28 protein-coding genes are annotated in these 26488 nt (G+C 46.5%); 26 read left to right on the forward strand and 2 right to left on the reverse strand.

Features of this window, described 5'->3' with window-relative positions:
* Nucleotides 1-65: 65 nt before the first annotated feature.
* The 6 genes from grpE to mtaB all read left to right on the forward strand — a co-directional run bounded on the left by grpE (nucleotide 66) and on the right by mtaB (nucleotide 7027).
* Entirely contained in the window at nucleotides 66-731 is a 666-nt protein-coding gene (grpE, locus tag E4665_RS04395) for a nucleotide exchange factor GrpE (RefSeq protein WP_135347594.1), read from the forward strand.
* 56 nt (nucleotides 732-787) lie between these two features.
* The gene (gene dnaK / locus E4665_RS04400) at nucleotides 788-2644 is read left to right on the forward strand and encodes a molecular chaperone DnaK (RefSeq protein ID WP_135347595.1); all 1857 of its coding nucleotides are present in this window, start codon (nucleotides 788-790) and stop codon (nucleotides 2642-2644) included.
* A gap of 136 nt (nucleotides 2645-2780) precedes the next feature.
* Nucleotides 2781-3923: a molecular chaperone DnaJ gene (gene dnaJ / locus E4665_RS04405; RefSeq protein WP_135347596.1), complete on the forward strand. Its 1143-nt coding sequence runs from the start codon at nucleotides 2781-2783 to the stop codon at nucleotides 3921-3923.
* Nucleotides 3924-3957: 34 nt separating this feature from the next.
* Nucleotides 3958-4902, forward strand: coding sequence for a 50S ribosomal protein L11 methyltransferase (gene prmA, locus E4665_RS04410; protein WP_135347597.1), 945 nt, complete (start codon nucleotides 3958-3960; stop codon nucleotides 4900-4902).
* A 2-nt stretch (nucleotides 4903-4904) separates the two neighbouring features.
* Entirely contained in the window at nucleotides 4905-5672 is a 768-nt protein-coding gene (locus tag E4665_RS04415; RefSeq protein ID WP_135347598.1) for a 16S rRNA (uracil(1498)-N(3))-methyltransferase, read from the forward strand.
* Nucleotides 5673-5674: 2 nt separating this feature from the next.
* A complete protein-coding gene (gene mtaB / locus E4665_RS04420; protein ID WP_135347599.1) occupies nucleotides 5675-7027 on the forward strand; it encodes a tRNA (N(6)-L-threonylcarbamoyladenosine(37)-C(2))-methylthiotransferase MtaB in 1353 nt (450 codons plus the stop codon).
* 11 nt (nucleotides 7028-7038) lie between these two features.
* On the opposite strand, the gene E4665_RS04425 is transcribed toward mtaB, so the two are convergent.
* Nucleotides 7039-7959, reverse strand: a complete 921-nt coding sequence (locus E4665_RS04425; RefSeq protein WP_135347600.1) for a Na/Pi symporter — start codon at nucleotides 7957-7959, stop codon at nucleotides 7039-7041.
* A 225-nt stretch (nucleotides 7960-8184) separates the two neighbouring features.
* Here E4665_RS04425 and rpsU point away from each other — a divergent pair, with 225 nt between their 5' ends.
* From rpsU to E4665_RS04525, 20 genes are all read left to right on the forward strand, one after another.
* Nucleotides 8185-8367 (forward strand): 30S ribosomal protein S21, encoded by a 183-nt coding sequence (gene rpsU / locus E4665_RS04430; protein WP_010632223.1) that lies wholly within the window; start codon nucleotides 8185-8187, stop codon nucleotides 8365-8367.
* A gap of 16 nt (nucleotides 8368-8383) precedes the next feature.
* On the forward strand, nucleotides 8384-8827 hold the full coding sequence (locus tag E4665_RS04435; RefSeq protein ID WP_135347601.1) for a GatB/YqeY domain-containing protein: 444 nt from the start codon (nucleotides 8384-8386) through the stop codon (nucleotides 8825-8827).
* A 126-nt stretch (nucleotides 8828-8953) separates the two neighbouring features.
* On the forward strand, nucleotides 8954-9955 hold the full coding sequence (gene floA / locus E4665_RS04440) for a flotillin-like protein FloA (RefSeq protein ID WP_135347602.1): 1002 nt from the start codon (nucleotides 8954-8956) through the stop codon (nucleotides 9953-9955).
* Between the two features lie 36 nt (nucleotides 9956-9991).
* A complete protein-coding gene (locus tag E4665_RS04445; protein ID WP_135347603.1) occupies nucleotides 9992-10462 on the forward strand; it encodes a hypothetical protein in 471 nt (156 codons plus the stop codon).
* A gap of 163 nt (nucleotides 10463-10625) precedes the next feature.
* Nucleotides 10626-10910, forward strand: coding sequence for a sporulation protein YqfC (gene yqfC / locus E4665_RS04450; RefSeq protein ID WP_135347604.1), 285 nt, complete (start codon nucleotides 10626-10628; stop codon nucleotides 10908-10910).
* Nucleotides 10911-10924: 14 nt separating this feature from the next.
* Nucleotides 10925-12151 carry a sporulation protein YqfD gene (yqfD, locus tag E4665_RS04455; protein WP_135347605.1) on the forward strand — a complete coding sequence of 409 codons (1227 nt, stop codon included), beginning with the start codon at nucleotides 10925-10927 and terminating at the stop codon, nucleotides 12149-12151.
* A 182-nt stretch (nucleotides 12152-12333) separates the two neighbouring features.
* Nucleotides 12334-13233, forward strand: a complete 900-nt coding sequence (locus E4665_RS04460; protein WP_241654679.1) for a PhoH family protein — start codon at nucleotides 12334-12336, stop codon at nucleotides 13231-13233.
* Between the two features lie 71 nt (nucleotides 13234-13304).
* The gene (locus tag E4665_RS04465; RefSeq protein WP_135347607.1) at nucleotides 13305-15455 is read left to right on the forward strand and encodes an HD family phosphohydrolase; all 2151 of its coding nucleotides are present in this window, start codon (nucleotides 13305-13307) and stop codon (nucleotides 15453-15455) included.
* The gene (gene ybeY / locus E4665_RS04470) at nucleotides 15452-15928 is read left to right on the forward strand and encodes an rRNA maturation RNase YbeY (RefSeq protein WP_135347608.1); all 477 of its coding nucleotides are present in this window, start codon (nucleotides 15452-15454) and stop codon (nucleotides 15926-15928) included. The genes E4665_RS04465 and ybeY overlap by 4 nt, the downstream gene beginning before the upstream one ends.
* Before the next feature lie 2 nt (nucleotides 15929-15930).
* Nucleotides 15931-16314: a diacylglycerol kinase family protein gene (locus tag E4665_RS04475; RefSeq protein ID WP_135347609.1), complete on the forward strand. Its 384-nt coding sequence runs from the start codon at nucleotides 15931-15933 to the stop codon at nucleotides 16312-16314.
* Nucleotides 16315-16327: 13 nt separating this feature from the next.
* Nucleotides 16328-16726, forward strand: coding sequence for a cytidine deaminase (locus tag E4665_RS04480; protein WP_135347610.1), 399 nt, complete (start codon nucleotides 16328-16330; stop codon nucleotides 16724-16726).
* Nucleotides 16723-17628 (forward strand): GTPase Era, encoded by a 906-nt coding sequence (gene era / locus E4665_RS04485; protein WP_135347611.1) that lies wholly within the window; start codon nucleotides 16723-16725, stop codon nucleotides 17626-17628. Before E4665_RS04480 ends, era begins: the two co-directional genes overlap by 4 nt.
* 116 nt (nucleotides 17629-17744) lie before the next feature.
* Complete coding sequence (locus E4665_RS04490; protein WP_135347612.1) at nucleotides 17745-17882, forward strand: YqzL family protein; 138 nt, start codon at nucleotides 17745-17747, stop codon at nucleotides 17880-17882.
* A gap of 43 nt (nucleotides 17883-17925) precedes the next feature.
* Nucleotides 17926-18675: a DNA repair protein RecO gene (recO, locus tag E4665_RS04495; RefSeq protein ID WP_135347613.1), complete on the forward strand. Its 750-nt coding sequence runs from the start codon at nucleotides 17926-17928 to the stop codon at nucleotides 18673-18675.
* 33 nt (nucleotides 18676-18708) lie between these two features.
* A complete protein-coding gene (gene ccpN, locus E4665_RS04500; RefSeq protein WP_135347614.1) occupies nucleotides 18709-19338 on the forward strand; it encodes a transcriptional regulator CcpN in 630 nt (209 codons plus the stop codon).
* Nucleotides 19339-19528: 190 nt separating this feature from the next.
* The gene (locus E4665_RS04505; RefSeq protein WP_241654664.1) at nucleotides 19529-19990 is read left to right on the forward strand and encodes a YaiI/YqxD family protein; all 462 of its coding nucleotides are present in this window, start codon (nucleotides 19529-19531) and stop codon (nucleotides 19988-19990) included.
* A 38-nt stretch (nucleotides 19991-20028) separates the two neighbouring features.
* Entirely contained in the window at nucleotides 20029-21840 is a 1812-nt protein-coding gene (gene dnaG, locus E4665_RS04510) for a DNA primase (protein WP_135347615.1), read from the forward strand.
* Between the two features lie 28 nt (nucleotides 21841-21868).
* The gene (gene rpoD, locus E4665_RS04515) at nucleotides 21869-22975 is read left to right on the forward strand and encodes an RNA polymerase sigma factor RpoD (RefSeq protein WP_135347616.1); all 1107 of its coding nucleotides are present in this window, start codon (nucleotides 21869-21871) and stop codon (nucleotides 22973-22975) included.
* A 482-nt stretch (nucleotides 22976-23457) separates the two neighbouring features.
* Nucleotides 23458-24159: a tRNA (adenine(22)-N(1))-methyltransferase gene (locus tag E4665_RS04520; RefSeq protein ID WP_135347617.1), complete on the forward strand. Its 702-nt coding sequence runs from the start codon at nucleotides 23458-23460 to the stop codon at nucleotides 24157-24159.
* A 65-nt stretch (nucleotides 24160-24224) separates the two neighbouring features.
* Nucleotides 24225-25346 (forward strand): Nif3-like dinuclear metal center hexameric protein, encoded by a 1122-nt coding sequence (locus tag E4665_RS04525; RefSeq protein WP_135347618.1) that lies wholly within the window; start codon nucleotides 24225-24227, stop codon nucleotides 25344-25346.
* Nucleotides 25347-25412: 66 nt separating this feature from the next.
* Here the strand turns inward: E4665_RS04525 and E4665_RS04530 are convergent, their stop codons facing one another.
* A complete protein-coding gene (locus E4665_RS04530; protein ID WP_135347619.1) occupies nucleotides 25413-26396 on the reverse strand; it encodes a 4-hydroxy-3-methylbut-2-enyl diphosphate reductase in 984 nt (327 codons plus the stop codon).
* Nucleotides 26397-26488: the final 92 nt, after the last annotated feature.

Below are 26488 nucleotides of genomic sequence, written 5' to 3' on the forward strand. Positions count from 1 at the left end.
AAAACAGCCGGAATAAAGTGAATGAACTTATTCCGGGATGGTCGCATGATGCAGGAGGTGAGCTTATGGCAAAACAGACAAATGAAGAAATTAAGGATAAGAATCAGGAAACCGCTGACGGATCAGCAAATGATCCGTCCGTGAAGAAGAGCGCCGATGCTCCCGAATCCGTTAAAGAAAAGGATGAGGCGGCAGACCAAACGGGACAGAAAGAAGAAGCTGTCGATAATCAGCCGGACCCGGCAAAACTGGAAGAACTGACAAAGAAAGCAGCCGCGCAGGCTTCAGAAATTGAGACGCTGAAAAAAAGCGGACAGGATCTGAATAGCCGCTTGCTGCGAGCACAGGCGGACTTTGATAATTTTCGTAAACGTACGATCAAAGAAAAGGCTGACGCAAGAAAATTCCGTGCACAGGATCTGGTGTCGGATTTACTCGAGACACTGGATAATTTCAAACGCGCACTCGCGGTCGATACGGCTTCTGAAGACGGCACCGCTTTGAAAAAGGGCATGGAAATGATTCTGGGAAAATTTGAATCAGCACTGAAAAAAGAAGGCGTGGAGGAAATTGAATCTCTGGGCAAACCGTTTGATCCGACTGTTCACCAGGCCGTGATGCAGGAAGAAAGCGATGAACACGATTCCGGCATAGTGATACAGGTTCTTCAGGCAGGTTATACGCTTAACGGAAGGGTCATCCGTCCTGCGATGGTTAAAGTCAGCCAGTAAAAATACCAGATTAACAGTCAACATTTTTTTCTTAATATAATCAGGAGGAAAAGATCATGAGTAAAATTATCGGTATTGATTTGGGTACTACAAATTCTTGTGTGGCAGTTATGGAAGGCGGCGAACCTGTAGTCATCCCTAACCCTGAAGGCGGACGTACAACTCCTTCAGCCGTTGCCTTCAAAAATGGTGAGCGCCAGGTTGGTGAAGTTGCCAAGCGTCAGGCTGTGACAAACCCGGATGTTGTGCTCTCCATCAAAAGACACATGGGTTCCGATTATAAAGTTGAGATTGAGGGAAAGAAATATACGCCGCAGGAAATTTCCGCGATTATTCTTCAGAAACTGAAATCGGACGCTGAAGCTTATCTCGGGGAATCGGTTGATAAAGCGGTTATTACAGTACCGGCTTATTTCAATGATGCTCAGCGCCAGGCGACAAAAGACGCGGGTAAAATCGCCGGCCTGGATGTACTCAGAATCATTAACGAACCGACTGCTTCCTCCTTGGCTTATGGTCTGGACAAGGGCGAAGATCAGACGATTTTGGTTTTCGACCTTGGCGGTGGTACATTTGATGTGTCAATCCTGGACCTTGGGGACGGCATCTTTGAAGTTAAAGCAACTGCCGGAAATAACCATCTGGGCGGCGATGATTTCGATCAGAGAATCATCAACTATCTGGTCGGGCAGTTTAAAAACGAAACCGGAATTGATCTTTCAGGAGACAAAATGGCTTTACAGCGTCTGAAAGATGCTGCTGAGAAGGCGAAAAAAGAGCTCTCAGGTGTCACTCAGGCTCAAATTTCACTTCCGTTTATTTCGGCGGACGCCACTGGCCCAAAACACCTGGAAACAACACTGACGCGCGCTAAATTCGATGAACTGACCGCTGATCTTGTTGAATCAACAATGGGCCCTGTCCGTCAGGCTCTTTCCGACGCGGACATGACCATGGACGACATCAACAAAATCATTCTCGTTGGTGGTTCGACACGTATTCCGGCCGTTCAGAATGCAATCAAGAATCTGACAGGCAAGGAACCGAGCAAAGGCGTCAACCCGGATGAAGTCGTCGCAGTCGGAGCTGCTATCCAGGGTGGCGTATTGACCGGTGACGTCAAAGATGTGGTCCTGCTCGATGTAACGCCTCTGTCACTGGGCATTGAGACGATGGGCGGTGTATTCACAAAGCTGATTGATCGTAACACGACAATCCCGACAAGTAAGTCGCAGGTATTCTCAACGGCAGCCGACAATCAGACAGCCGTTGATATTCATGTACTGCAGGGTGAACGTCAGATGGCGGCCGACAACAAAACACTCGGACGTTTCCAGCTGACCGATATTCCGCCGGCACCGCGTGGTGTTCCACAGATTGAAGTTTCCTTTGAAATTGACGCCAACGGAATTGTCAATGTCAAGGCAAAGGATAAGGGCACAAACAAAGAACAGTCGATTACGATTAAGTCATCTTCAGGTCTGAGCGATGATGAAATCGATAAGATGGTCAAAGATGCCGAAGCAAACGCTGAAGCAGATAAGAAGCGTAAGGAAGAGGTTGACCTCAGAAATGAATCCGATCAGCTGATTTTTGCGACAGAAAAAACTCTGAAGGATCTCGGCGACAAGGTGGAAGCCTCTGAAAAAGGGAAAGCCAGTGATGCCAAAGATAAGCTTAAAAAAGCTCTTGAGGGCAAAGATTTGGATGCGATCAAGAAAGCCAAGGATGAATTGAACGAAATCGTTCAGCAGCTCTCTGTCAAGCTGTACCAGCAGGCTGCCCAGAACGGTCAGAACGCTGGACAGGGTGCCGGCGCTGAGGGACAGTCCGGATCAGGCAAGAAGGACGACAATGTTGTTGACGCTGATTATCATGAAGTCAACGATGATGATAAAAATAAAAAGAAATAAGCAGACATAAGATAAAAACATCTGCTGAAAAAAAGCCGAAGTCAGACGCGCGTCTTGGCTTTGGCTTTTTCTTGCTTATTTGTTTGTTCAGATGGTATGATTTATTTTAATGTGAAGTCTTTTCGGGAGTGGTTTGATGAGTAAAAAGGACTATTATGAAATCCTCGGAGTCGGCAAGGATGCTTCGAAGGACGAAATTAAAAAAGCTTTTCGGCAATTGGCGAGAAAATATCATCCCGATGTGAATAAAAGTACGGATGCTCCGGAAAAATTTAAAGAAGTGACGAAAGCGTACGAAGTGCTCAGTGATCCGCAGAAACGTGCGCAGTACGATCAGTTCGGAGAGGCTGATCCGAATGAACAGCAGGGCGGATTCGGCGGCTTTGGAGGTCAGGGTTTCGGCGGTGGCGACTTTGGCGGATTCGGCGATATTTTTGACCAGATTTTCAATGGCGGTGGAAGAAGACGAAATCCAAATGCTCCGAGACAGGGGGCGGACCTTCAATATGAGATGTCGATCACTTTTGAAGAAGCGGCGTTCGGGAAAACAACTGAAATCCGAGTGCCAAAGGAAGAAACATGTTCCAACTGTCACGGTACAGGAGCAAAACCCGGTACAAAACCAGAGTCATGTTCGCATTGTCATGGAACAGGCCAGTTGAATACGGAGCAGAATACGCCGTTTGGCCGGATCGTTAACCGGAGAGTATGCCCTTATTGCCAGGGAACGGGAAAAATTGTCAAGGATCCGTGCCGCGCCTGTGGTGGAAAAGGGAAAGTAAAAGTTAACAGAAAGATTGAAGTGAAAATTCCTGCGGGTATAGATGACGGTCAGCAAATCCGACTTTCAGGACAGGGAGAGGCCGGCGTCAATGGCGGACCAACTGGAGATCTTTATATTGTATTTGCGGTGAAGCCCCACAAAGTTTTCAAGCGCGATGGAGATAATGTATATCTTGAAGTGCCGCTCAGCTTTGCGCAGGTAGCACTTGGGGATGAAATTGAGGTACCGACGCTTTACGGGAAAGTTAAACTGCGTATTCCTGCGGGGACGCAGACTGGCACTAATTTCCGCCTGAAGGGAAAGGGAATCAAAAATGTCAGAGGATATGGCCAGGGCGATGAGCATGTCACGATCCGGGTTGTCACTCCGAAGCATCTAACCGAAGAAGAAAAGGCACTCTTCAGGAAACTTGAAGGAACTAAAGATGGCGCTGCAGACAATGAGAACGAAAGTATTTTTGACAAGATGAAGAAAAAAGTATTTAAGGCTGATTAATGATGCCATCAATTCAGCGAATGGAGCCAAGCGTATGAAATGGTCCGAAATATGCATCCATACAACTGAGGAGGCCATCGAACCTGTCACGGGTATTCTCTACCAAGCCGGAGCGGGGGGCGTTGTTATTGAAAACTCTCAGGATCTTCAGAAGGATCAGCCCGCGGGCACTGAAACCGTCTTTGATCTCGATCCAAATGATTTCCCGGTAGATGGAGTAAATGTCAAAGCCTATCTCCCGGTAAACAGTTTTTTAGGAGAAACGGTTGAAGAGATAAAGCAGGCCCTTAATAATCTGCTTCTTTACAACATTGATCCCGGTGAAAATCTTCTGACTTTCAGTGAACATAATGAAGAAGAATGGGCGACGGCCTGGAAGAAATATTATAAGCCGGTTCATGTCGGTGATCATTTTACAATTACGCCGACTTGGATTGATTATCATTCAGAGGACAGCAAGAGACATATGATCGAACTTGATCCGGGCATGGCTTTTGGTACCGGGACACACCCGACAACTGTTCTGTGTATAGAGGCCCTTGAAAAATACATGACAACTGGTGCCCAAGTTCTCGATGTAGGGACCGGTACAGGGGTACTTTCTATTGCCGCGGCTAAACTCGGTGCAGGCAGCGTTCTGGCTGTCGATCTGGATCAGGTCGCCGTTCATTCATCAAAGTTGAACGTTAAATTGAATAAAGTCCGGGATATTGTCAGCGTACGGCAGAACAACCTTGCCGACGGCATCAAAACAGAATTCGATCTTATAGTTGGAAATCTTCTGGCTGAGCTTGTTATCCGGCTGGTCGAAGAAGGGGCGGCATCTAAATTAAAAGCGGACGGGGTTCTGGTTGTGTCGGGAATCATTAAAACCAAAAGGGATCAAGTCTGTGATGTTCTCCTGTCCAACGGTTTTCATCTGATCGATGAAAAAAGAAGCGGGGACTGGGTGGCTCTTGTTGCTCGGAAGGTGTTCTGACGATGCAGCGATATTTTGTTCCGGATGACCAATTTCATGAAAATCATGTATGGATTACGGGTGAAGATGCGAAACATATCATGCGCGTCATGCGCATGAATCTGACTGATAAAATCGTCTGTGCGAATAACATGGGTGAAGCTTTTCTCTGCGAAATTGACAAAATCCAGGATCAGCAGGTTGCAGCGGTAATCCGCTCACAGCTGATATCGGATCCTGAGCTGCCGGTAAGAGTTGTCATTGCTCAGGGCATGCCCAAGGGGGAAAAGTTTGATACGATTGTTCGAAAAGGGACGGAGTGCGGAGCATCCGCCTTTATTCCCTTTTATGCTGAACGATCGGTGGCGGTCTGGCAAAAGGACAGAATTGAAAAAAAACGTCTCCGCTTGGGCAAGATTGCCAAGGAAGCGGCGGAACAGTCTCATCGCCTTTTTATCCCTGAAGTCACGGAGCCTATGAATCTTGGCCAGCTCCTTGCTGCCTGTAAATCCTTTACTTATGCAGCGGTGGCTTATGAAGAGACTGCTAAAAAGGGCGAACTTTCCGCACTCCCCTTGTTATTGAAACAGATGAAACCCGGAGACAGCCTATTAGCTGTCATAGGCCCGGAAGGCGGCTTGTCTCACGAAGAGGCTCTGGCTTTCCAAGTTGCCGGCTGCCGGCTCTGCGGCCTCGGACCGCGGATTATGAGAACTGAAACGGCACCTTTGTATCTACTTTCCGCTGTTTCCTATCAGTTCGAACTATTAAACAATGAGGTGGGGTACTAAATATGCCTTCAGTTGCATTTCATACACTTGGCTGCAAGGTCAATCATTACGAAACGGAAGCGATCTGGCAGTTATTCAGCAAAAACGGCTACGAACGAAGAGATTTTGAAAAGACTGCCGACGTCTATGTCATTAACACGTGCACGGTCACTAATACAGGTGATCAAAAAAGCCGACAGGTGATCCGGAGGGCGATCCGCAACAATCCGGACGCTGTCATTTGTGTGACCGGCTGTTACGCACAGACCTCTCCTGCGGAAGTCATGTCCATCCCAGGTGTGGATATTGTTGTAGGGACTCAGGACAGGAACCGTCTGTTGGGTTACGTGGATCAATATAGAAAAGAACGCGAGCCGATCAACGGGGTCAGCGACATTATGAAAGCGAAAGTCTATGAGGAACTTGACGTACCGGCATTTACCGACCGGACAAGAGCATCGCTGAAGATTCAGGAAGGTTGCAATAATTTCTGCACTTTCTGCATTATTCCCTGGGCGCGCGGTCTGCTCCGTTCAAGAAAACCAGAAAATGTGATCGGCCAGGCGCAGCAGCTGGTTGACGCGGGTTACAAGGAAATTGTCCTTACCGGCATACATACGGCCGGATATGGTGAAGACATGGAGGATTACAGTTTTGCCAGACTGCTTTCTGATCTGGAGGAAAAAGTCAGCGGGTTGAAGAGAATCCGCATTTCGTCCATTGAAGCAAGTCAGATCACGGATGAAGTCGTGGATGTCATCAACCGGTCACATGTGATCGCCCGTCACCTTCATATCCCGCTTCAATCTGGTTCGGACGGAGTACTGGAAAGAATGCACCGCAAGTATACGACGGCTTTTTTTGCGAAAAAAATTGAGAACCTGAAAAAGGCATTGCCTGATTTTGCACTGACATCGGATGTAATTGTCGGTTTTCCGGGCGAAACGGAAAGAGAATTTCAGGAAACATATGATTTTATCCGGGACTTGCATTTCTCTGAATTGCACGTGTTCCCGTACTCGCAGCGGACAGGCACTCCGGCCGCTAAGATGCCGGATCAGGTGCCGGAAGAAGTGAAGCATGAACGTGTTGAAAGACTGATTGATCTTTCCAACAGATTGTCGGGGGAATACGCGTCAAAATATCAGGATCACGTGCTCGAGGTCATTCCTGAGGAACCGCTGAATCATCATGAGCCAGATGGCTACTATGTTGGCTTCACAGACAACTATTTGAAAGTAAAATTCCGCTATCCTTCTCATGACATTGTTGGAAAGCTTGTACGTGTTAAGATTACGGATGCCGGTTATCCGATCAATGAGGGGCAGTTTGTCCGGATACTTGATGAAGGTGAAAAGCCCGCGGCAACTTTCTAATTTTTTTAAGATCACAGTCGATTTTTTTCGACCCAGCGTCCGTAAGGTTCTGCAAGAGGAACAGCGAGAAGAGCCGTGATCAGGTTGAAGATAACAGATGTGTGTGCCAGAGCTGTCCGTCCGTCTCCGGCAATCATCATGGATAGATTCGCTAAAGGATGGATGAAGGGGAAAAAGATAACAACGCTCAGGACATTAAACAGAATATGGGTGTACGCTGTCCATCTTCCCTGACGCCCGGTCCCAAGGCTCGCGATGTAGGTAGTCACGCAAGTCCCAATATTAGAGCCAAACATAATAGCAATCGCAGCCGGCAATGTCAGGATGTTGTGGTCAAGAAAACCCATGCAGACAAGCATCGTTGCCGAGCTGGACTGAATAATTGCGGAAAACAGTGTGCCTACCACAACGGCATAAATCAAGCTTCCGTTCGCATCCACCAGTAAGTCGCGGATAAAAGATGATCCGGCGAGTGGTTCGGCAAGGGAGCTGAAGCCGGCCATTGAAGCAAACAGGCATCCGATACCTAATAAAAAAGATCCGATGGAAAAACTTTGCCTGAATGGCAGGCACATGAGAATGACACCAGCTCCAAAAAAAACGTAATGCAGCGATCCGACAGGAAGCGCCGCAATTTCACCTGTGACCGTTGTTCCGATGTTGGCACCGAGAATGATACCGACACTTTGTGAGAAACTCATGGCGTGAGCGCCAATAAGGCCAACAGTAATTATTGTCACCGCTGAGCTACTCTGAAGCAGCATAGAAGCCAATGTACCAATAGTCAGCCCTTTTAAAGGGGTACGGGCTGCTCTTTGCAGGGTATCCCGCATTCTGCGGCCTGCGAGGTGATGCATGGCGCTCGACATAATGCCCATGCCCAGCAAAAAGAGAAGAACGTAAAGAACAAATACAATAATCTGCAGATCCATCTGAACCACCTCGTCCTATTCTACGGGGTATGTGGTCAATACATGACTCTAATTGAACAGCATTTAATAGATTTATAAACTTACGGTTCAACTTGTAAAAACAGCAGTCTTGGAAAAAACGCTTTCTTGAATTTGATAATTTGTTCTCTATCGTATATAATGTCAAGTGACATGTTATAGTATGTCATTTGAGTTGCTTTCGTTTTTGGAGGGAGGGAAACATAGATGGTTGAGACAAGGGTCAGGAAAAATGAGTCAATTGAAGATGCCCTGAGGCGCTTCAAACGCTCGGTTTCAAAGTCCGGCACTTTAGCTGAAGTGAAGAAGCGGAGAAATTACGAGAAACCGAGTGTCAAGAGAAAGAAAAAATCTGAGGCTGCACGTAAAAAAAATCGTCGCAGATTCTGAGAAGGAGTTTTGGTACATGGGTCTTGTTGATCGTCTAAACAGCGACATGAAACAAGCGATGAAAGCGAGAGACAAAGCGCGTCTTTCTGTCATCCGAATGATCAAAACGGCGCTTCAGAACGAGTCGATCAAAAAAGGAACAGAATTATCCGAAGAAGAGGCGCTGACGGTCCTGTCTCATGAACTTAAGCAGAGGAAAGACTCCCTCCAAGAGTTTGAGAATGCGGGCAGACAGGATCTTGTTGACGAAGTCAGCAATGAAATTGCCATTGTTCAAACATATATGCCTGAACAACTATCTGAAGAGGATGTAATATCCATAATAGATGAAACAATTTCGGAAGTCGGCGCCGGATCAAAAGCGGATATCGGCAAAGTCATGAAGGCAATTATGCCGAAAGTCAAAGGGCGAGCCGATGGCGGTTTGGTCAATCGTCTCGTGCGAAGTAAATTAAATTGATAAAAGAAAGCTCTGTTTGTGTTGGACACGAACAGAGCTTTGTTTTTCCATATTTAAAACTTTTTTAATCCGGCATCCGTATCCGGAATGTCCGGCTACTTACAGGTAAAGGGGATGGGTTACTTGATGGATGCTTCAACAGTCAGTATTCTAATTATTGCGGCACTTATCATTATCGCGATCGTTGTGCTTTTTACTTTTGTCCCGGTTATGCTTTGGGTCTCGGCGCTTTCTTCCGGTGTACGCATCAGTATTTTTACACTGATTGGTATGAGGCTGCGAAGGGTTGTGCCTCGCCGGGTGATTGATCCGCTGATCAAAGCCACAAAAGCAGGCCTTGATATTCATACGAACCAGCTGGAGAGCCATTATCTGGCGGGCGGAAACGTAGACCGTGTTGTCAACGCATTAATCGCGGCGCACCGGGCCAATATCGAATTGACATTTGAACGGGCAGCCGCTATTGATCTAGCGGGTCGTAATGTGCTTGAAGCCGTGCAAATGAGCGTCAACCCGAAGGTTATTGAGACACCGTATATAGCTGGTGTGGCCATCAATGGAATTGAAGTAAAAGTCAAAGCGAGAATCACCGTCCGGGCCAATATTGACCGACTGGTTGGTGGTGCAGGAGAAGAAACAGTTCTTGCGCGTGTCGGCGAGGGCGTTGTCAGCACGATCGGCGCATCTCATACCCATAAAGATGTTCTTAAAAATCCGGATACGATATCGAAAACCGTCCTTGAAAAAGGTCTGGATGCCGGAACGGCTTTTGAAATTCTTTCAATTGACATCGCGGATGTTGACGTCGGCAAAAATATCGGTGCTTTTCTGCAGACCGAGCAGGCTGAGGCGGACAAAAATATCGCACAGGCGAAAGCCGAGGAGCGGCGTGCGATGGCGGTTGCGAGTGAGCAGGAAATGAGGGCCAGGGTCGAAGAAATGCGCGCCAAAGTTGTTGAGGCGGAATCTGAAGTGCCTCTTGCGATGGCGGCAGCTCTTAAAGGTGGCAAGCTTGGGGTCATGGACTACATGAATTATAACAACATCAAAGCGGATACTGAAATGCGCCATTCATTCGGCAATAATAGCGATGTCAGTGACAATTCCTCAGGAGATGAGTATAAGTAAGGTGGAGGGTTCCGAGCGAAAGGAGATGACTGTACGATGTCCTTTGTAGGGATAATAATCGGTGTCATTGTTTTTCTCTTTTACATTGCAAGATCTGTAGAAAAACAGAATGCTCAGGAACGAAAACGACGTGAACAGCGCCGTGGATCGGGATCGGTATTAACACGCAAAATGCCTGAAGGCGGCTCTTTCGGCAGTGCTGAAAGGGAAAAGGGTGCCCAAATTTACTCTGACTCTGCTCCGGAACCGGCAACAGAGAATGCCGCTGGTGGGGGCGATCTGATGAAACGCTATCGAAAAGCGATCGACCGGGCCCCAAGGACAGACATCGGATCTGTTCCGGAACCGGGGCTTGCCACGCTCCATTCCTTGAACAGGCAAAAACGTCCAGAATGGATGAGGGATCGCAGAGTAGCGCGTCAGGCCTTTATTTTCGCCGAGTGTATCGGAAAACCGAGGGCTGTCGAAAAACATCCCTACTTTACACAGAAAAGATCTAATAAATAAATACACGAACGCGCGCCCCGCAGCACATCGCTGCGGCTTTTTTTTTAGAATGGATAAGGACTGAAAACAGGTCATCCGGAAGATCAAATGACAATAAAGAGCCTTGCTTAATTGAAGTGCTACACAGCAACGATGATACATAAGGTGTAATGAGGTGGAAGTCATGAAAAGAAAGTGGCCGGCAGGATTCAAAAAATGGTTCGCCGATGTCTCAGACATTCCGGAAGATATCATTTCCGATGTACCCAGAATCACGCTGATCGGCCGGTCCCGTCTTTCAGTTGAGAACCATAAGGGAATTATTGCATTTTCAGAAAATGAACTGATTCTTTCCACTCAACTTGGCAATCTTAAGGTCACTGGTGAATCTTTTGTTCTGGGGACCATTATTGAGAAGGAAATTGACCTTGAAGGTGTTATAACGGGCATCAGTTTCATTGGCAGCTGAGAGGAGGGCTATGCTTGAGGCATTGGACGGGACAAGCAGGCGGTTATCTGAAGGCGGAGATTACGGGGAATGCTCCGGAAAAATTTCTGACGCTTTGTGCGGCATCCGACATTCGTTTCTGGCAAGTGAAGAGGAAGAACAAGAACACTTTGATCTGTTTCCTAACAATCAAACGACCCGATCAATTAAAAGCATTATTAAGGGAAAGCGGATGCACCATTAGAATTGTGAACAAGAAAGGGTTCCCGTTCTACTGGAGAAAACTGAAAACGCGTTCCGGGATTATTTTCGGTCTGTTTTTTTTTATTGCCGTACTTTTCATTTTATCAAATATGGTCTGGGCGGTTCAGGTGAGTGGGGCGGATCCGAAGCTTGAAGATGAAATCCGTTCAATACTTGTGAAAGAGCATCTATACGTCGGAACGCTTAATTTTTTCGTTCCAGACTCAGGTCAACTGGAAAGCCGATTGTCCTCTCAGCTGAATACAGTGACCTGGATCGGTGTGTCGCAAGAGGGGACAACTTATAAAGTCGATGTCGTCCAGAAAAAATATCCGAAACAAGATGACAAACCTACAGGGCCAAGAAATTTGGTTGCAGCGAAGCAGGCAATCATCCATAGTCTTTTCGTTGAAACAGGACAGCCCGTCGTGGAAAGCAATCAATATGTCAAAAAGGGGCAAGTGCTGGTTCTTGGGAAAATAGGAACAGATGAATCACCTCAATTTGTGTCCGCCAATGGAAAGGTAATCGGGGAAACATGGTATCAGTCGCAGACAGTGATACCTCTAAAAAGCCGCTACAGTTTCTACACCGGAAAATCCAGTACCGTCCACCGCTTGCAGATTGGACCTGTGAGTATTCCGCTCTGGGGACTGAGTCAGCATCCTTATCGGCAATTTGATAAAGAAATAGTCCGAAAACCAATACGCTTTCTGCTTTGGGATCTGCCCGTGTCTTATGTCAGGACACAGTTCAGAGAGAAAAATGTTTCCATCCGCACACTGACACAGAAGGAAGCTCTTGAGGAAGCTGGTAAAGCTTCAGAGCAGAAATTAATGGGGAGCCTCCCTGCCGAATCAGAGATTGTTTCTTCCAGCGTTGAAAGCGAAAAACTCGAAAAAGGTAAGCTAACGGTGCTGAGTCGGGAAATAGTTTATGAGAATATTGCGCAGCCGCAGGTTATTGACCTTTCCAGGGAAAAGAAGAAATCCGTGAGCAAACAAAAAGCCGGCAGGTGAACACACTTCAAAAAAATTTTTTGTTCTGTTCCGGAGCCTTTGCCGATCAGATTGGAATTCAAAGGTTCACATATGGTAAAATGAGAGAAACGTTAACTGTTGACGAGGGGGATATACAGAGCTTGCCAGAACGCCATCTATATACAATCACGATAAACTGGGATAATGCAAATGAAGCAATTATGCTTTTCGGCCCCGGAGATGCCAACCTGAAAATTATTGAGAAGACCTTAGGTATCTCTATTGTCACACGGGGTGGATCGGTCAGTGTCCAGGCAGAAAATGAAGATGATGTAAAGCGGGTTGAAGAAGTACTTCAAGCCCTGCTTCGACTTATAAGACGAGGTATTTCGATTACCGAGCGGGATGCTGTCTATGCTCTTAAGATGGAAGCAAACGGCCAGCTGGATATATTCGGAACCCTTTATGAGACGGAAATTACTACCAATGCCAAGGGTAAACCCGTTCGCGTCAAAACAGTCGGACAGCGCAGATACGTTGAAGCGATAAAATCTCATGATATGGTTTTTGCAATTGGCCCGGCAGGGACAGGGAAAACATATCTTGCAGTTGTTATGGCTGTAACGGCTCTGAAGGCAGGCAGGATCAAACGGTTGATACTCACGAGACCGGCTGTCGAAGCCGGTGAAAATCTCGGCTTTCTTCCAGGCGATTTAAAGGAAAAAGTGGATCCTTACCTTAGGCCGCTGTATGACGCGCTACATGACGTGCTTGGAGCTGAACACACACTTCGCCTGCTGGAACGCGGGACGATTGAAATTGCGCCCCTTGCCTATATGAGAGGGCGGACACTCGAGGATGCCTATGTGATCCTTGATGAGGCACAGAACACGACTCAGGAGCAAATGAAGATGTTTCTGACCCGCCTTGGTTTCGGCTCTAAGATGATTATCACGGGCGACGTGACACAGGTCGACCTTCCAAAAGGGAAAAAATCCGGCTTGAAGACTGCGAAGGAGTTGCTGACCAATGTAGGTGGAATCGCTTTTGTTGAGTTGCAAAGCACCGATGTGGTACGCCACCCGCTTGTTCAGAAAATTATTGAGGCTTATGGAGACTGAAACGAGAAGCGGTTCTTCTTTTTGAACTTTTTGGATTATCAGATCTTGGTCCATCATCGGGAGGCACAGCAATGGCACCGGCAAATCACTTCAGAATAAAAATGAGGACATTTCTGGTCAGATACGTTGCTGACTGGGGCATTATTGCTATTGTCGGTATTATTCTATATGTGTTGATGATCGGCAGTGTACTTCCGAAGAATCCTGATGTCCGGCTTCATGAAATTTCGTCGGTAGATATCCAGTCGCCAATTGACGCCGTTGATACACAAGCTACCGAATTAAAAAAGCAGGAAGCCATCGGTTCAACACCTTCCGCCTATATATACAACAAAAATCTTGGATTAATGCAGGTTGAAAAAGTTGGGGATCTGTTTGATACCATTACGGCTGTCAAGAAGCAACAGAAAATTACTGCGAATTCCTCCCAGGATGAGCTGAATGTCGCCATAAGTAAAATAAACGACGGTCTTTCAGCTGCGCCGGATTCAAAAATTCCTGATGAAACGCTGAAAACATTGTTAACTGCTCCGGACCGGAATTTTCAGATAGCCGAGGACATTACCAGCACAAGCATCTATGAAGCAATGAGCGGTAAGGTCGGCTGGAATGATCTGGAGCGTGTTCAGAACAAAGCTGCGGCTTCTCTGCCATCCTCTGTGCTGAACGACAGCATGAGGAACGCGCTGACTGTCGTGCTCCGCGACTATATCACAGCTAATTACACGTTTGATGCGACAGCGACAAAACGCAACAAACAGGAGGCCGCCAACAGTGTGGATAATGTGACCATCCATCAGGGGGAGGTCATCGTCCGGAAGGGCGAGCTTGTGACGAGTGATATGATCCGTCAACTGAAACTGGTTGGGCTCCTGGATGAACACTTTAACATGATCCCGTTTATCGGCCTTTTTATTTTTACAGCTTTTATAACGCTTGTTTTCTGGTTTGAGTATAATCGGTTCAAGGCGAGACATGAGAAGTACTCGCTGAAATATTTGTATATATATGCTTTGGTCTTTATCGGCACCGCAGTGATTATTAAAATTTGCAGTTATCTCAGACTCACTCAAGTGTCCGGACTGAGCAATATTATTCCCATTGCTCTGGCGCCGCTCCTGATCCGAATGCTTCTCAGCGAGAGGATGGCTGTTGTCTCCGGAGTGCTTCTGTCACTTATAGGCAGTGTCATTTTCGGGATTAGCGCGAAGGCGGCCATATTTGATGCGCCGATGGCCATCTATATGCTGTTCTCGGCTCTCGCCGGAGCTCTTGTTCTAAGAAAGAGGCAGGTCCGTCCGAAGTTTTTTCAGACGGGCGGTATCGTGGCATTAGTCAATATTTTGATTCACCTGTCACTTCTGATGTTTCAAAATGCACCCTTCTCTCTTGTCGGTACAGGCATGTCCCTGATTTTTGCTTTTCTGTCCGGATTCCTCTCGGTTATTCTGGCGAACGGACTCATGCCTCTGTTTGAAACCGGCTTCCGAATCCTTTCACCGATCCGGCTGATTGAGCTTTCAAACCCGAGCCAGCCATTACTGCGAAAAATACTGATTGAGGCTCCAGGCACCTATCACCACAGCGTTATGGTTGCGAACCTTGCCGAAAGGGCCTGTGAGGCGATTGGGGCGAACGGGCTTCTGGCCAGAGTGGCCGCTTATTATCATGATATCGGGAAAACCAAACGTCCGAAATTTTTTGTGGAAAATCAACTGGACGGGATTAATCCGCACGAGAAAATTTCGCCCCAGCTAAGTCGCACCATTATCTTTTCTCATCCTTATGACGGGGCGGACATACTCCGGCAGCATCATATGCCGAAAGAAATTATTGATATTGCTGAACAACATCACGGAACGACGATTCTTCGCTATTTTTATGTCAAGGCGCAGGAACTGAGTGACCAGCCCGTTCCGGAGAGCGAATTCCGTTACCCGGGACCCAAGGTACAGACTAAAGAAGGGGCGGTGGTTGAACTGGCGGACAGCATCGAGGCGGCAGTCCGATCAATGAAGAAGCCGACCCCTGTCAAGGTACAGAATCTGGTCAAAAGTATTTTTAATGACCGTCTAAGTGACGGACAATTCGATGACTGCGATGTGACTTTGAAAGAGTTGAAAATTGTTGAGAAATCAATTGACGAGACACTTCGTGGTGTTTATCATTCACGGATAGAGTATCCAAAAGATTTAAAAGTGAAAAAGGTGAGCGAAAAATGACGATGACAATTGATTTGCATGATGATACTGAGGAATTGAGTGAAGAGCAGCAGCAGTGGGTCATAAAACTGATTGATCACGCTGTGGATATTCTGCAGTTGTCGGGAGAAATTGACTGTTCGCTGACATTTGTCGGCAACGCACGGATTCAGGAAATCAATCGTGAGTATCGTGGGATCGATCGCCCGACCGATGTTATTTCCTTCGCACTGGAGGAAATGGCGGATGATGAAGTGCCAATTATGCCTGAGGAAGGCGAGCCCCGCGTGCTTGGGGATATCATTGTTTCAATTGACAAAGCAAGGGAACAAGCAGTGACCTATGAACATTCTTTTGAGCGTGAGCTTGGTTTTCTTGTGGTTCACGGCCTTCTTCACCTGCTCGGGTACGATCATACGACTGAATCTGAAGAGAAGGAAATGTTCGGCCTTCAGGAGGAGATATTGTCCACATTTGGCTTGAACAGGAACTGATTATGGCAAAATATCAGATTGAGAAGCGCCGGCACAAGCGTCTTTCGAAAAGTTTCGGGGATGCGATATCAGGATTCTGGCTCGCCTTCCGCCAGGAACGCAACATACATATCCAACTTTCCGCCGCAGTGATTGTGATTATTTTTTCATTAATAATCCACATATCGCGGACAGACATGATGATTGTTATTATTCTGATCGGGGGAGTCATTAGCCTCGAGTTAATGAATACGGCGCTGGAACGTGTCGTTGATCTTGTAACGCGCGAAAGGCATCCGATGGCTAAAGCAGCAAAGGATACGGCGGCGGCCGCGGTATGGTGGTTTTCCGTCATTGCGGCGTTAATTTATGCTTACATTGTCGCAGGGACGCTCTTATTAAAATGAAAAGGTGAGTAGAATGAACGATAAACAGTTGATCGAAGAAGCAGAAAAAGCGATGAAAAACGCTTATGTTCCATATTCCCACTTTCATGTGGGTGCGGCTCTGCTCACAAAATCAGGGAAACTTTTTACAGGATTCAACATCGAGAACGCCGCTTATTCTGTCTGCAACTGTGCGGAACGGACCGCCATCTTTAAGGCTTTTTCCGAAAATGAAAGAGAGTACACGGCATTGGCGGTTATTGCGGCGAGTGGAAGGCCCGTCCCGCCATGCGGCGCCTGCAGGCAGGTGATGAGCGAACTCTGTCCGCCCGATATGCGCGTGATACTGGCCAATACATCCGGGCAAACGCTTGTTACTACTGTCGCCGAGTTGCTGCCCGGTGCATTTCTTTCGGAGGATATGAACCAATGAGCCAACTCTTTAAATCGGGATTTGCTGCGATTGTCGGTCGCCCCAATGTAGGTAAGTCAACATTATTAAATCGTGTGCTGGGGCAGAAAATTGCCATCATGAGCGATAAGGCGCAGACGACACGTAATAAAATTCACGGCATCTATACCAATGAGGAAGAACAGGTTATTTTCATCGATACACCAGGAATTCATAAGCCAAAGCACAGGCTTGGTGAAGTTATGACATCGATGGCGCTGGACACGCTTAATGAAGTGGACCTTGTCCTTTTTCTGATTGACGCGGAACAAGGCTATGGCCGAGGTGACCAGTTTATTATTGATTTTTTGAAGAATACGGAATCTCCTGTTTTTCTTGTCATTAATAAAATTGACAAAGTGCATCCAGATGATCTTCTGCCCTTGATTGACCGTTACCGCAGCCTCTATAAGTTTGCCGAAGTGATCCCTCTATCGGCGCTTCAGGGCCAGAATGTCAACGCTTTGCTTGAGCAGATCAGGGATTACCTTCCTGAAGGACCTAAATATTATCCTGAAGACCAGATAACAGATCATCCGGAGAGATTTATCATAACGGAACTGATCCGTGAAAAAATTCTTCAGCTGACTCGGGATGAGGTGCCGCATTCCATTGCAGTAGTCATTGATCAGATGAAAACAGATGAAACGCGCAAAAAGTCTGAAATTCAGGCGACAATTATGGTTGAACGCCCGTCACAGAAGGGAATTATTATCGGTAAATCGGGAAGTATGCTCAAACAGATCGGAACTCTTGCCCGAAAAGAAATTGAAGCATTACTTGGCGACAAAGTTTTTCTGGAACTCTGGGTGAAAGTGGATAAAAACTGGCGGGATAAAGAAGAGGAACTGAAAAATTTCGGCTATATCAACCGAGATGAATAAGCCGGTTATTTGAGTGGCAGGGATCAGTTTCCGTGATTGTCAATCATTTCTTCTCATGATTCTTCTCTTTTCGCAAAAGATAAGGATGAGGCGGATAATGGGAAGGATGAAAGCTTATGCTGGATTTAACGTGGAAAATTTTTTGTATGACCGGAAGTATTGATTCTTACCTCCTGATCAGGGAAATGGAGAAGGAGGGTGAGGAACAGATTCCTGAAAAGAATATTTCAGATGTTGAGGAGCAGGCAAGATAATCCTTGATCGGCTCAGGAGACAGGAAACCGGGTGATTCGATTGATGACCAAAGCTGAAGGCATAATTATCCGGACGACAGACTATGGGGAGAACAACAAAATTGTGACTCTATACACATCGGAGTTCGGAAAGATCGGACTGATGGCCAGAGGAGCAAAAAAACCGAAAAGTATGCTGTCATCAATCAGCCATGTTTTCTTTTACGGTCTCTGTCTTTTCAACAAGGGCAGAGGCCTTGGTTCGTTGTATCAGGCAGAATCCATTAATCCCTTTCGGTTAATCCTGTCAGATATTGAAAAAACGGGCTATGCGGCACTGATTGTTGAACTCACTGACCGTCTGACAGAAGACAGCCAACCCTTTCCGGGTCTGTACAGATTGCTTAGAGACACTTTGCTTCTTATTGAAAAAGGGACGGACGCAGCCATTCTTGCTTCTATTTTTGCAGTAAAGATGATGAAAGTCGCGGGAATAGATCCGGAGGTGGACCATTGCCTTCGTTGTGGAAATGAAGCCGGGCCGTTTAAGTTTTCACTATCGGGAGGGGGCATACTTTGCCGGAACTGTGAGGCTTCTGACCCCTACGCGCTTCCGATGACTCCCTCTGTTGCCAGACTGCTCCCGCTTTTTAAAAAAATTCCACTGAACAGAATCGGAAATATTTCGGTCCGGCAAGAAACGATTGGCGAAATCGAATCTATTATTGCTGCTTACTATGAGCGAAACGCAGGCATCCGGCTTCGTGCCTGGCGCTTCATTGAGCAGCTGTCCCATTTTCGGGCAAAAGAATAAATAAGACCGATAACCGTTTGGAGGCGAGAACAGGTGGAGCTTAATGAGCGTCAAAGAAGAATCATAGCGATTGTGAAGGAGTCGGCACCTATCACAGGTGAACAAATTGCGGAAAAACTGGATCTCACGAGGGCAACGCTTCGCCCGGATCTGGCCATTCTCACAATGGCGGGATTTCTCGAAGCGCGTCCGCGAGTCGGGTATTTTTACACGGGTCAGACACTTTCGTCACTTTTTTCAGAGCAGATGCAAAAGATTAAAGTAAAGGACTATCTGTCCTTTCCCGCGGTAGTAAAAGAATCCTCATCAGCTTATGATGCCGTCTGCGACATGTTCAAAGAGGATGTCGGATCCCTGTTCGTCATAAATGGAAAGGGGCTTCTCTCCGGCGTGCTGTCCCGAAAGGACCTGCTTCGAACGGCAATCGGTTCACAGGACATGACACAGGTCCCTGTCAGTGTCATTATGTCGCGGATGCCCAATATTACATACTGTAGGAATGACGATCCGGTCATTTCCGTAGCTGAACTGATCATTGAAAAACAGGTCGACGCAGTCCCTGTTGTCCGTGACAGGAATGGCGGCCTCGAAGTCATCGGACGGATGACTAAGACAAATATCACAAAGGCATTTGTTGCCCTGGCCAAGGGATCTATAGAGTAGACAGATCAGGTACTGATAAATGATAAATCTGAAAGATTGATTGGCTCGGAAAGTCTATCAATTGCATGAAACAGTAACATTAGGCTATAATATAATTTTGTTGATTCACAGGACTCTTAAATCTTTTTTGACAATATTTGAAAAATAAAAACATAAAAAGACATGCAGGAATTTGCGTAGCGGAGAGAGAATGAATAAAGTGATGAGAAAAATCACGTTATATGTCGATGCGGATGCATGTCCTGTGAAAGATGAAATTCGGCTGATTGCGGGTCAATTTAATGTTGATGCGGTTTTCGTTGCTTCATATGCTAGCTTTCATCAGGATCCGGAATCAAAATGGGTTTATGTCGATCAACGTAAGGAGGCTGCTGATCTCTATATTGTGAACCATGCGTTTCCCGGAGATCTTGCTGTTACTCAGGATATGGGGCTGGCGAGCTTGCTGACCGGAAGGGGAGTTACTGTTCTTTCGATTCATGGATTTGAGATCGAAGAAAGCCGTGTGCCGGAAATTCTTCACCGGAGATATCTCGCCTACAAGTCGCTTCACGCTGGCCGGAAAATCAGGGGACCGAGACCTTTTACAGAAGACAATCGCAGGGAATTTTCCGAAGCATTGACAAAGTTGTTATGCAGATTGGTTCATTAGGATATAAATAAGTAATAATGTTGGTGGTGCATGACGGTTTGCAGCTGCAGCAAAAGAAGATTGAGGAAATCAGGAAATCACTGGACATTGTCGATATCATTGGCGAATATGTTCAATTGAATAAGCAGGGGAAGAATTATTCAGGACTGTGTCCTTTCCACAGCGAACGTACGCCGTCTTTTTCAGTCTCCCCGGATAAGCAGCTTTATCACTGTTTTGGATGCGGTGCCGGAGGAAATATTTTTACCTTCATTATGGAAATTGAAGGCATGTCTTTTCCTGAGGCTGCCCAGTTTCTTGCGGATAAAGCCAGAATTGAACTGGGTTCGTCCTTCCCCGACTCACATGTGGGGAGAAACGGACAGGAGCAAAGCAAAAAGCAGTTTACAGATGGCATGGAACTGATAACCAAATTTTATCATTATTTACTGGGATCCGCAAAGTTTGGAACGGCAGGAATGAACTATTTAAAAGAGCGGGATTTCAACTCTGAAATGATTGACCGGTTCAGAATTGGGTATGCGGTCAACAGCTGGGATGCAGTTACGTCGCTTCTTCAACGCAGAAATGTCAGTATGGAACAGATGGAAAAGGCGGGACTGATTGCCAAAAGAGGATTTGACCACAAATACTTTGACCGCTTTCGAAATAGGATCATTTTTCCGATATTCAATATGAGGGGGCAAACCGTCGCTTTTGGTGGCAGGACACTGGGAGAAGAAAAGCCGAAATATCTGAATACACCTGAGTCTCAGATCTTTCATAAGGGAAAGATCCTTTATGGTTATCATCTTGCGAGGCAATCCATCCGCAAATCAAATCAGGTCGTACTTTTGGAGGGCTATGTGGATGTTGTGCGGGCACATCAGATTGGTGTGACACACAGTGTAGCCTCGATGGGGACCTCGCTGACGGAGGATCAGGCGGCGGCACTCTCAAGAATGGCAGATACGATCATCATTTGTTATGATTCGGATCTTGCCGGTATTGAAGCAAGTTTCCGCGCGGCCGGAATGCTCCAGGGTGATGGAAAGGTCGTAAAAATAGCAAAAATGCCGGAAGGTTATGACCCCGATGACTACATTCGCAAATTTGGCGGCGAACGTTTTAAAAGCGATGTAATAGGGGCAAGCCAAACATTGATGACTTTCAAGATGGGTTACTTCCGCAGAAAAAGGAATTTGAGTGATGAAGGAGATCGGCTGCTCTATATCGAAGACATATTAAAGGAAATTGTCACGCTGAAAAGGGCGGTCGAGCGTGATCATTATCTCAGGCTGCTTGCGGAAGAATTTTCAATTTCTCTTGATGCGCTGAAGAGGCAGGAAACACAGCTGTACAAAGCTTCAAAACGGCGCGATGAGACGAAGGAACGGGAGGCAACCATTGCTGTACCTGGGCGTGACCGGCTTGCACCTGCATATGAAATGGCAGAGCGAATGCTGCTCGCATATATGATGAGAAGCAGGGAGATAGCAGATCGCGTCCGGGAAACGGTAGGAGGATCCTTCTCGCTTAACATTCATCAGGCTCTTGCAGCTTATCTGTATGGTTATTATGAGGACGGCAATCCGCCAGACGAAGGCCTGTTCATTCAGCGGATCGAGGATCCCCGCCTGCAGCAGAAAGCGGCGGAATTATCCATGATATCCATGAACCGGCAGGCGGAGGAAAAAGAAATTGAGGACTGTATCCATCAGGTCGTCAAGCATGCAAGAGAGTCAATGATCGCAGGTATAGTGGCAGAGAGAAAGAAAGCCGAACAGAGCGGTGACTACAATAAAGCCGCACAGCTGCTGTCTGAGATCATCGACACAAAGAAGCAATTAGACACGAAGAATGCCAAGTAAGTATAAGTATCTGGAAGGAGGGGGTCAAATGGCTGGCAAAGCGAGCAAGACGGAACCGGAGCTAACGGTAGATCAGGAAAAGGAACAGCTTCTTGAATTGGGCAAAAAACGCGGTTCTCTGACATATCAGGAAATTGCGAACCGTCTTGCGCCATTTGATCAGGAATCGGAGCAGATGGATGAATTTTATGAGGCACTTGCCGATCAGGGCATTGATGTCTCTGATGAATCCGATGGTCCTGGTTCTGATGACAAAAACAAAGAAGAAGAATTTGATTTAAATGATCTGAGCGTGCCGCCGGGTGTTAAAATTAATGATCCCGTCAGAATGTATCTGAAGGAAATCGGGCGTGTTGATCTGCTTTCTGCTGATGAGGAGATTGCGCTTGCCAAAAGGATTAACGCTGGTGATGAAGAAGCCAAACGACGGCTCGCAGAAGCAAACCTTCGACTGGTGGTCAGCATTGCGAAGCGCTACGTCGGGCGCGGCATGCTGTTCCTCGATCTGATTCAGGAAGGAAACATGGGCCTGATCAAAGCTGTTGAGAAGTTTGATTATACAAAGGGCTTCAAATTCAGTACTTATGCTACATGGTGGATACGTCAGGCTATTACCCGGGCCATTGCCGATCAGGCCAGAACAATCCGTATTCCGGTCCATATGGTTGAAACAATCAATAAGCTGATTCGCGTCCAGCGCCAGCAGCTTCAGGATCTTGGCAGAGAGCCGACACCGGAAGAAATCGGTAAGGAAATGGAACTGTCACCTGAAAAAGTCCGTGAGATTCTTAAAATTGCTCAGGAACCTGTTTCACTTGAAACCCCTATTGGTGAAGAAGATGACTCACATCTGGGCGATTTCATTGAGGACCAAGACGCAAAGGCGCCTTCCGACGCTGCAGCCTATGAATTGTTGAAGGAACAGCTTGAAGATGTACTGGACACACTAACGGATCGGGAAGAAAATGTCCTCCGGCTCCGTTTCGGACTGGATGATGGAAGAACAAGGACTCTTGAAGAAGTCGGCAAAGTATTCGGGGTCACAAGGGAACGCATCAGGCAAATCGAAGCAAAGGCTTTGAGAAAACTCCGGCACCCGAGCCGAAGCAAGCAGCTTAAAGATTTTCTTGATTAAAACAATAAATTGGATGACATGCTCGCTCCATTTGCCGGAGCGGGTTTCTTTTTTATTTTATAGGCTAAGTTAAAATTCAATGTTGTTTTTGCCCTTTGTTGATTGGAGCGAAAAACAACAGATAAGTTTAGTAAAGCCAAAGTATAAAAAAGAATCGGATTATAAAATATGGGCGATTGGGTCAAAGTGCCACGTCCAGTGACTTACCCGACATTAGGCCCTCCGCTGACCATCACAACAAAGGCTTACCTTGCGCCAAAGGCTTGCTTCGTCGAATTTTCTTTATAATCTGCATCTCAAACGATTAACCCTAATTTCATTTTAAACTAAATTGTAAACGTTATCAATTTCTTTGTATTAATATTTATTTTGGTGCAGCATCACTTGGACCGGCGGTAACGGACGACTTTGGGGATTCTGACAGAGTATGATAAGATAAAATAAAGATGTCGAAACATATCGTTAGAACAGGGAAAGTGAATATGATAAAAACACATTTATCTAGGAGACTTCATGCCATCCTGAATTTTATTCCGGAAAAATCCACGATCGCGGATATTGGATCGGATCATGCACATCTCCCATGCCGCGCAGTACAGGAAGGTATAGCAAGAAAAGCGATAGCTGGAGAGGTGCGTATCGGTCCTTTCAAACAGGCTCAGGCGAATGTTAAAGAATATGGAATGACCGATATGATCTCGGTTCGTTTAGGTGACGGTCTGGATGTCCTTTCTCCGAAAGAAGTTGATACCGTTGTAATTGCCGGTATGGGCGGCGAACTGATTACGGAGATACTTGATCGGGGTGAAAAGAAAATGGGTGCAGATACGACCTTGATTTTACAGCCGAATATCCGCGAACCGCTCCTGAGGGGTTGGCTTAGCGAACATGGCTGGAAAATTACGGGTGAAGCAATCGTCGAAGAATCCCCACACTTTTATGAAGTCATTCAGGCGAAGCATATGGCAAGTGAACAAAAGCTGACTGATGCCGAAAGAATGATGGGTCCGTTCCTCCTCAGAAATCAGACACCTATTTTCAAAAAAAAATGGACAAATCGTGCGGCAAAAATGCGCCGGATTCTGGATGCACTGGATCAGTCGGAACAGACGGATGTGGTGAGTGAGAAGAAAAAAGATTATTTAAGGAAGATACAAATGATTGAATCGATCCTGAATAAGTGATGGATTTCAAAATATAGCTTCAGTCGAGAGATCATGCTTCGTAATATCTTAAAGAAGGTGAAGTTATGGAAAATTGGATTACCGGTCTCCGATTGATTCAACGACTTGAAGAATGGGCACCAAAAAAACTGGCGTATGAAAACGACAAAATTGGCCTCTTAGTCGGCACGCTGAACAAAAAGGTAAAGAAAGTGATGGTAACACTTGATGTTCTCGAAAATGTTGCCGATGAAGCAACGGAGAAGAAAGTGGACCTGATCGTTGCCCACCACCCTGTTATTTTTCATCCGCTTAAAACGGTCGAGTCAGATGAAGGGCAAGGGAAAATTGTTACTAAATTGGTGAAAAATGATATAGCTGTCTATGTGGCGCATACCAATCTTGACATTGCTTCGGGTGGTGTCAATGATATGCTTGCGGATCAACTTGGCCTGGATGAAACTGAAATCCTCCAACCGACATACTCTGAGCCGCTTTATAAGCTGGCTGTCTATGTGCCGGAGGGGTATATTGAAACAGTTCGGCAGGCGCTTGGCGATGCAGGAGCGGGCGCGATTGGCAGTTACAGCCACTGCAGTTTTATCACAAAGGGTGAAGGAACATTTCTCCCGGGTTTGGAAACACATCCATTTATCGGCTTTCCCGGCAAAATGGAAAAAGCAGATGAAGGACGTCTTGAAACGATTGTCCCGGAGCATTTGATTGACGAGGCTATAGCACGGATGATTGCCGTTCATCCTTATGAAGAAGTGGCTTATGATCTTTTTCCGATGAAGAACGTGGGAAAAGAATATGGCCTTGGAAGAATCGGAAAATTGGCGGAGCCTGTTCCCTTTGAAGACTATTGTCTCCAGGTGAAAGAAAGACTTGGCGTTGATGGCTTGCGGGCGGTGGGACCTCTTGAGGAGAAAGTACAGACTGTTGCCGTTTCGGGAGGAGACGGCAACAGTCTGGTTCCATACGCCAGATTGAGGGGCGCTGACGTATTGATTACGGGGGATATCTATTATCACACAGCTCATGACGCTCTCTTGAACGGACTTAAAATCATAGATGCCGGGCATCATATTGAATCGGTTATGAAAAAAGGAGTCCGGCAATATCTCCTGAAAGCAATACGTGAAGAGGCATATGATACGGAGGTCATCCTTTCCGAATCCGTCACTAATCCTTTTCATTTCATGTAAGAGAAAAATCCGACTCCGCAAAGAATCGGATGATAACCTATTATTTTAAGAATACAGTTGCGTAATTTACGCGTTTTTTGCCCTTTTCCCTGCGCGGGCAGAATTCAGTTTCACTTTCGGTAATATATTTTTGTCCCTTGCAGCCGTGCTCTCCGTCGACCAGGTTTCGGGTTTTTGGGGATCATACGTGTCAAGGAACAAAATGACTTCCTTCGTCAGCTGGGTCGGCGTAGAAGCCCCTGCAGTCACCGCAACTTTTCGAACTCCGTCAAGCCAGTCCAACTGCAGCTCGGAAAGATCTGCTATTCTGTAGGCCGGCGTATGAGCAATCTCCTTGGAGACCTGTGCGAGCCTGTTGGAATTATTGCTTCTTGGGTCTCCGACGACAATGAGCAGATCAACGTCTTTTGCCTGCTCTGCTACGGCTTCCTGACGGGTTTGGGTTGCCAGACAAATTTCGTTGCATGATTCAGCCTGTGGATATTTTTCTTTTATATAATCCATTATCTCGCGGACATCCCACTGACTCATTGTGGTTTGGTTCGTGATAATAATTTTTTCAGCAGTAAGATTGAGCTGATCCACATCCTCAAGCGTCTCGACCAGGTGAACAGTTCCTGGAGCCACACCAGTTGCTCCCTCGGGTTCGGGGTGGCCTTTCTTTCCAATATAAATAACCTGATAGCCTTCCGCTTTTTTTTCTTCAATCAGTTTATGTGTTTTTGTAACGTCTGGGCAGGTGGCGTCAATCGTAGTTAATCCTTTGGCTTCCGCCAATGCGCGGACATCCGGAGAAACGCCGTGGGCTGTGAATATCACTGTTCCGTGGTCAATATCCTGTAATAAATCTATTCTTTTTTTCCCGCGTGCGTCAAGGGTAATAATGCCTTCCTCTTTGAAAGCTTCAGTAACGTGGTGATTATGGACAATCATGCCCAAAATATATATAGGCCTGGGCAGGTTGCTGTCCATAGCCGCTTTGCGCGCAATGACCAGCGCATCGACGACCCCGTAGCAATAGCCCCGCGGCGAGACTTTAGTGACTTCCATTATGTGTTCTCTCCGATCTGTTCTGTGGTTCTCCCCGCTCTTATTATCTGTATTAACGGGCAGGGACCATTTTTATTATAAATGAGGTGGGG

It is taken from the genome of Sporolactobacillus shoreae (genome assembly GCF_004684935.1).
GTDB classification, from domain to species: Bacteria; Bacillota; Bacilli; order Bacillales; family Sporolactobacillaceae; genus Sporolactobacillus; species Sporolactobacillus shoreae.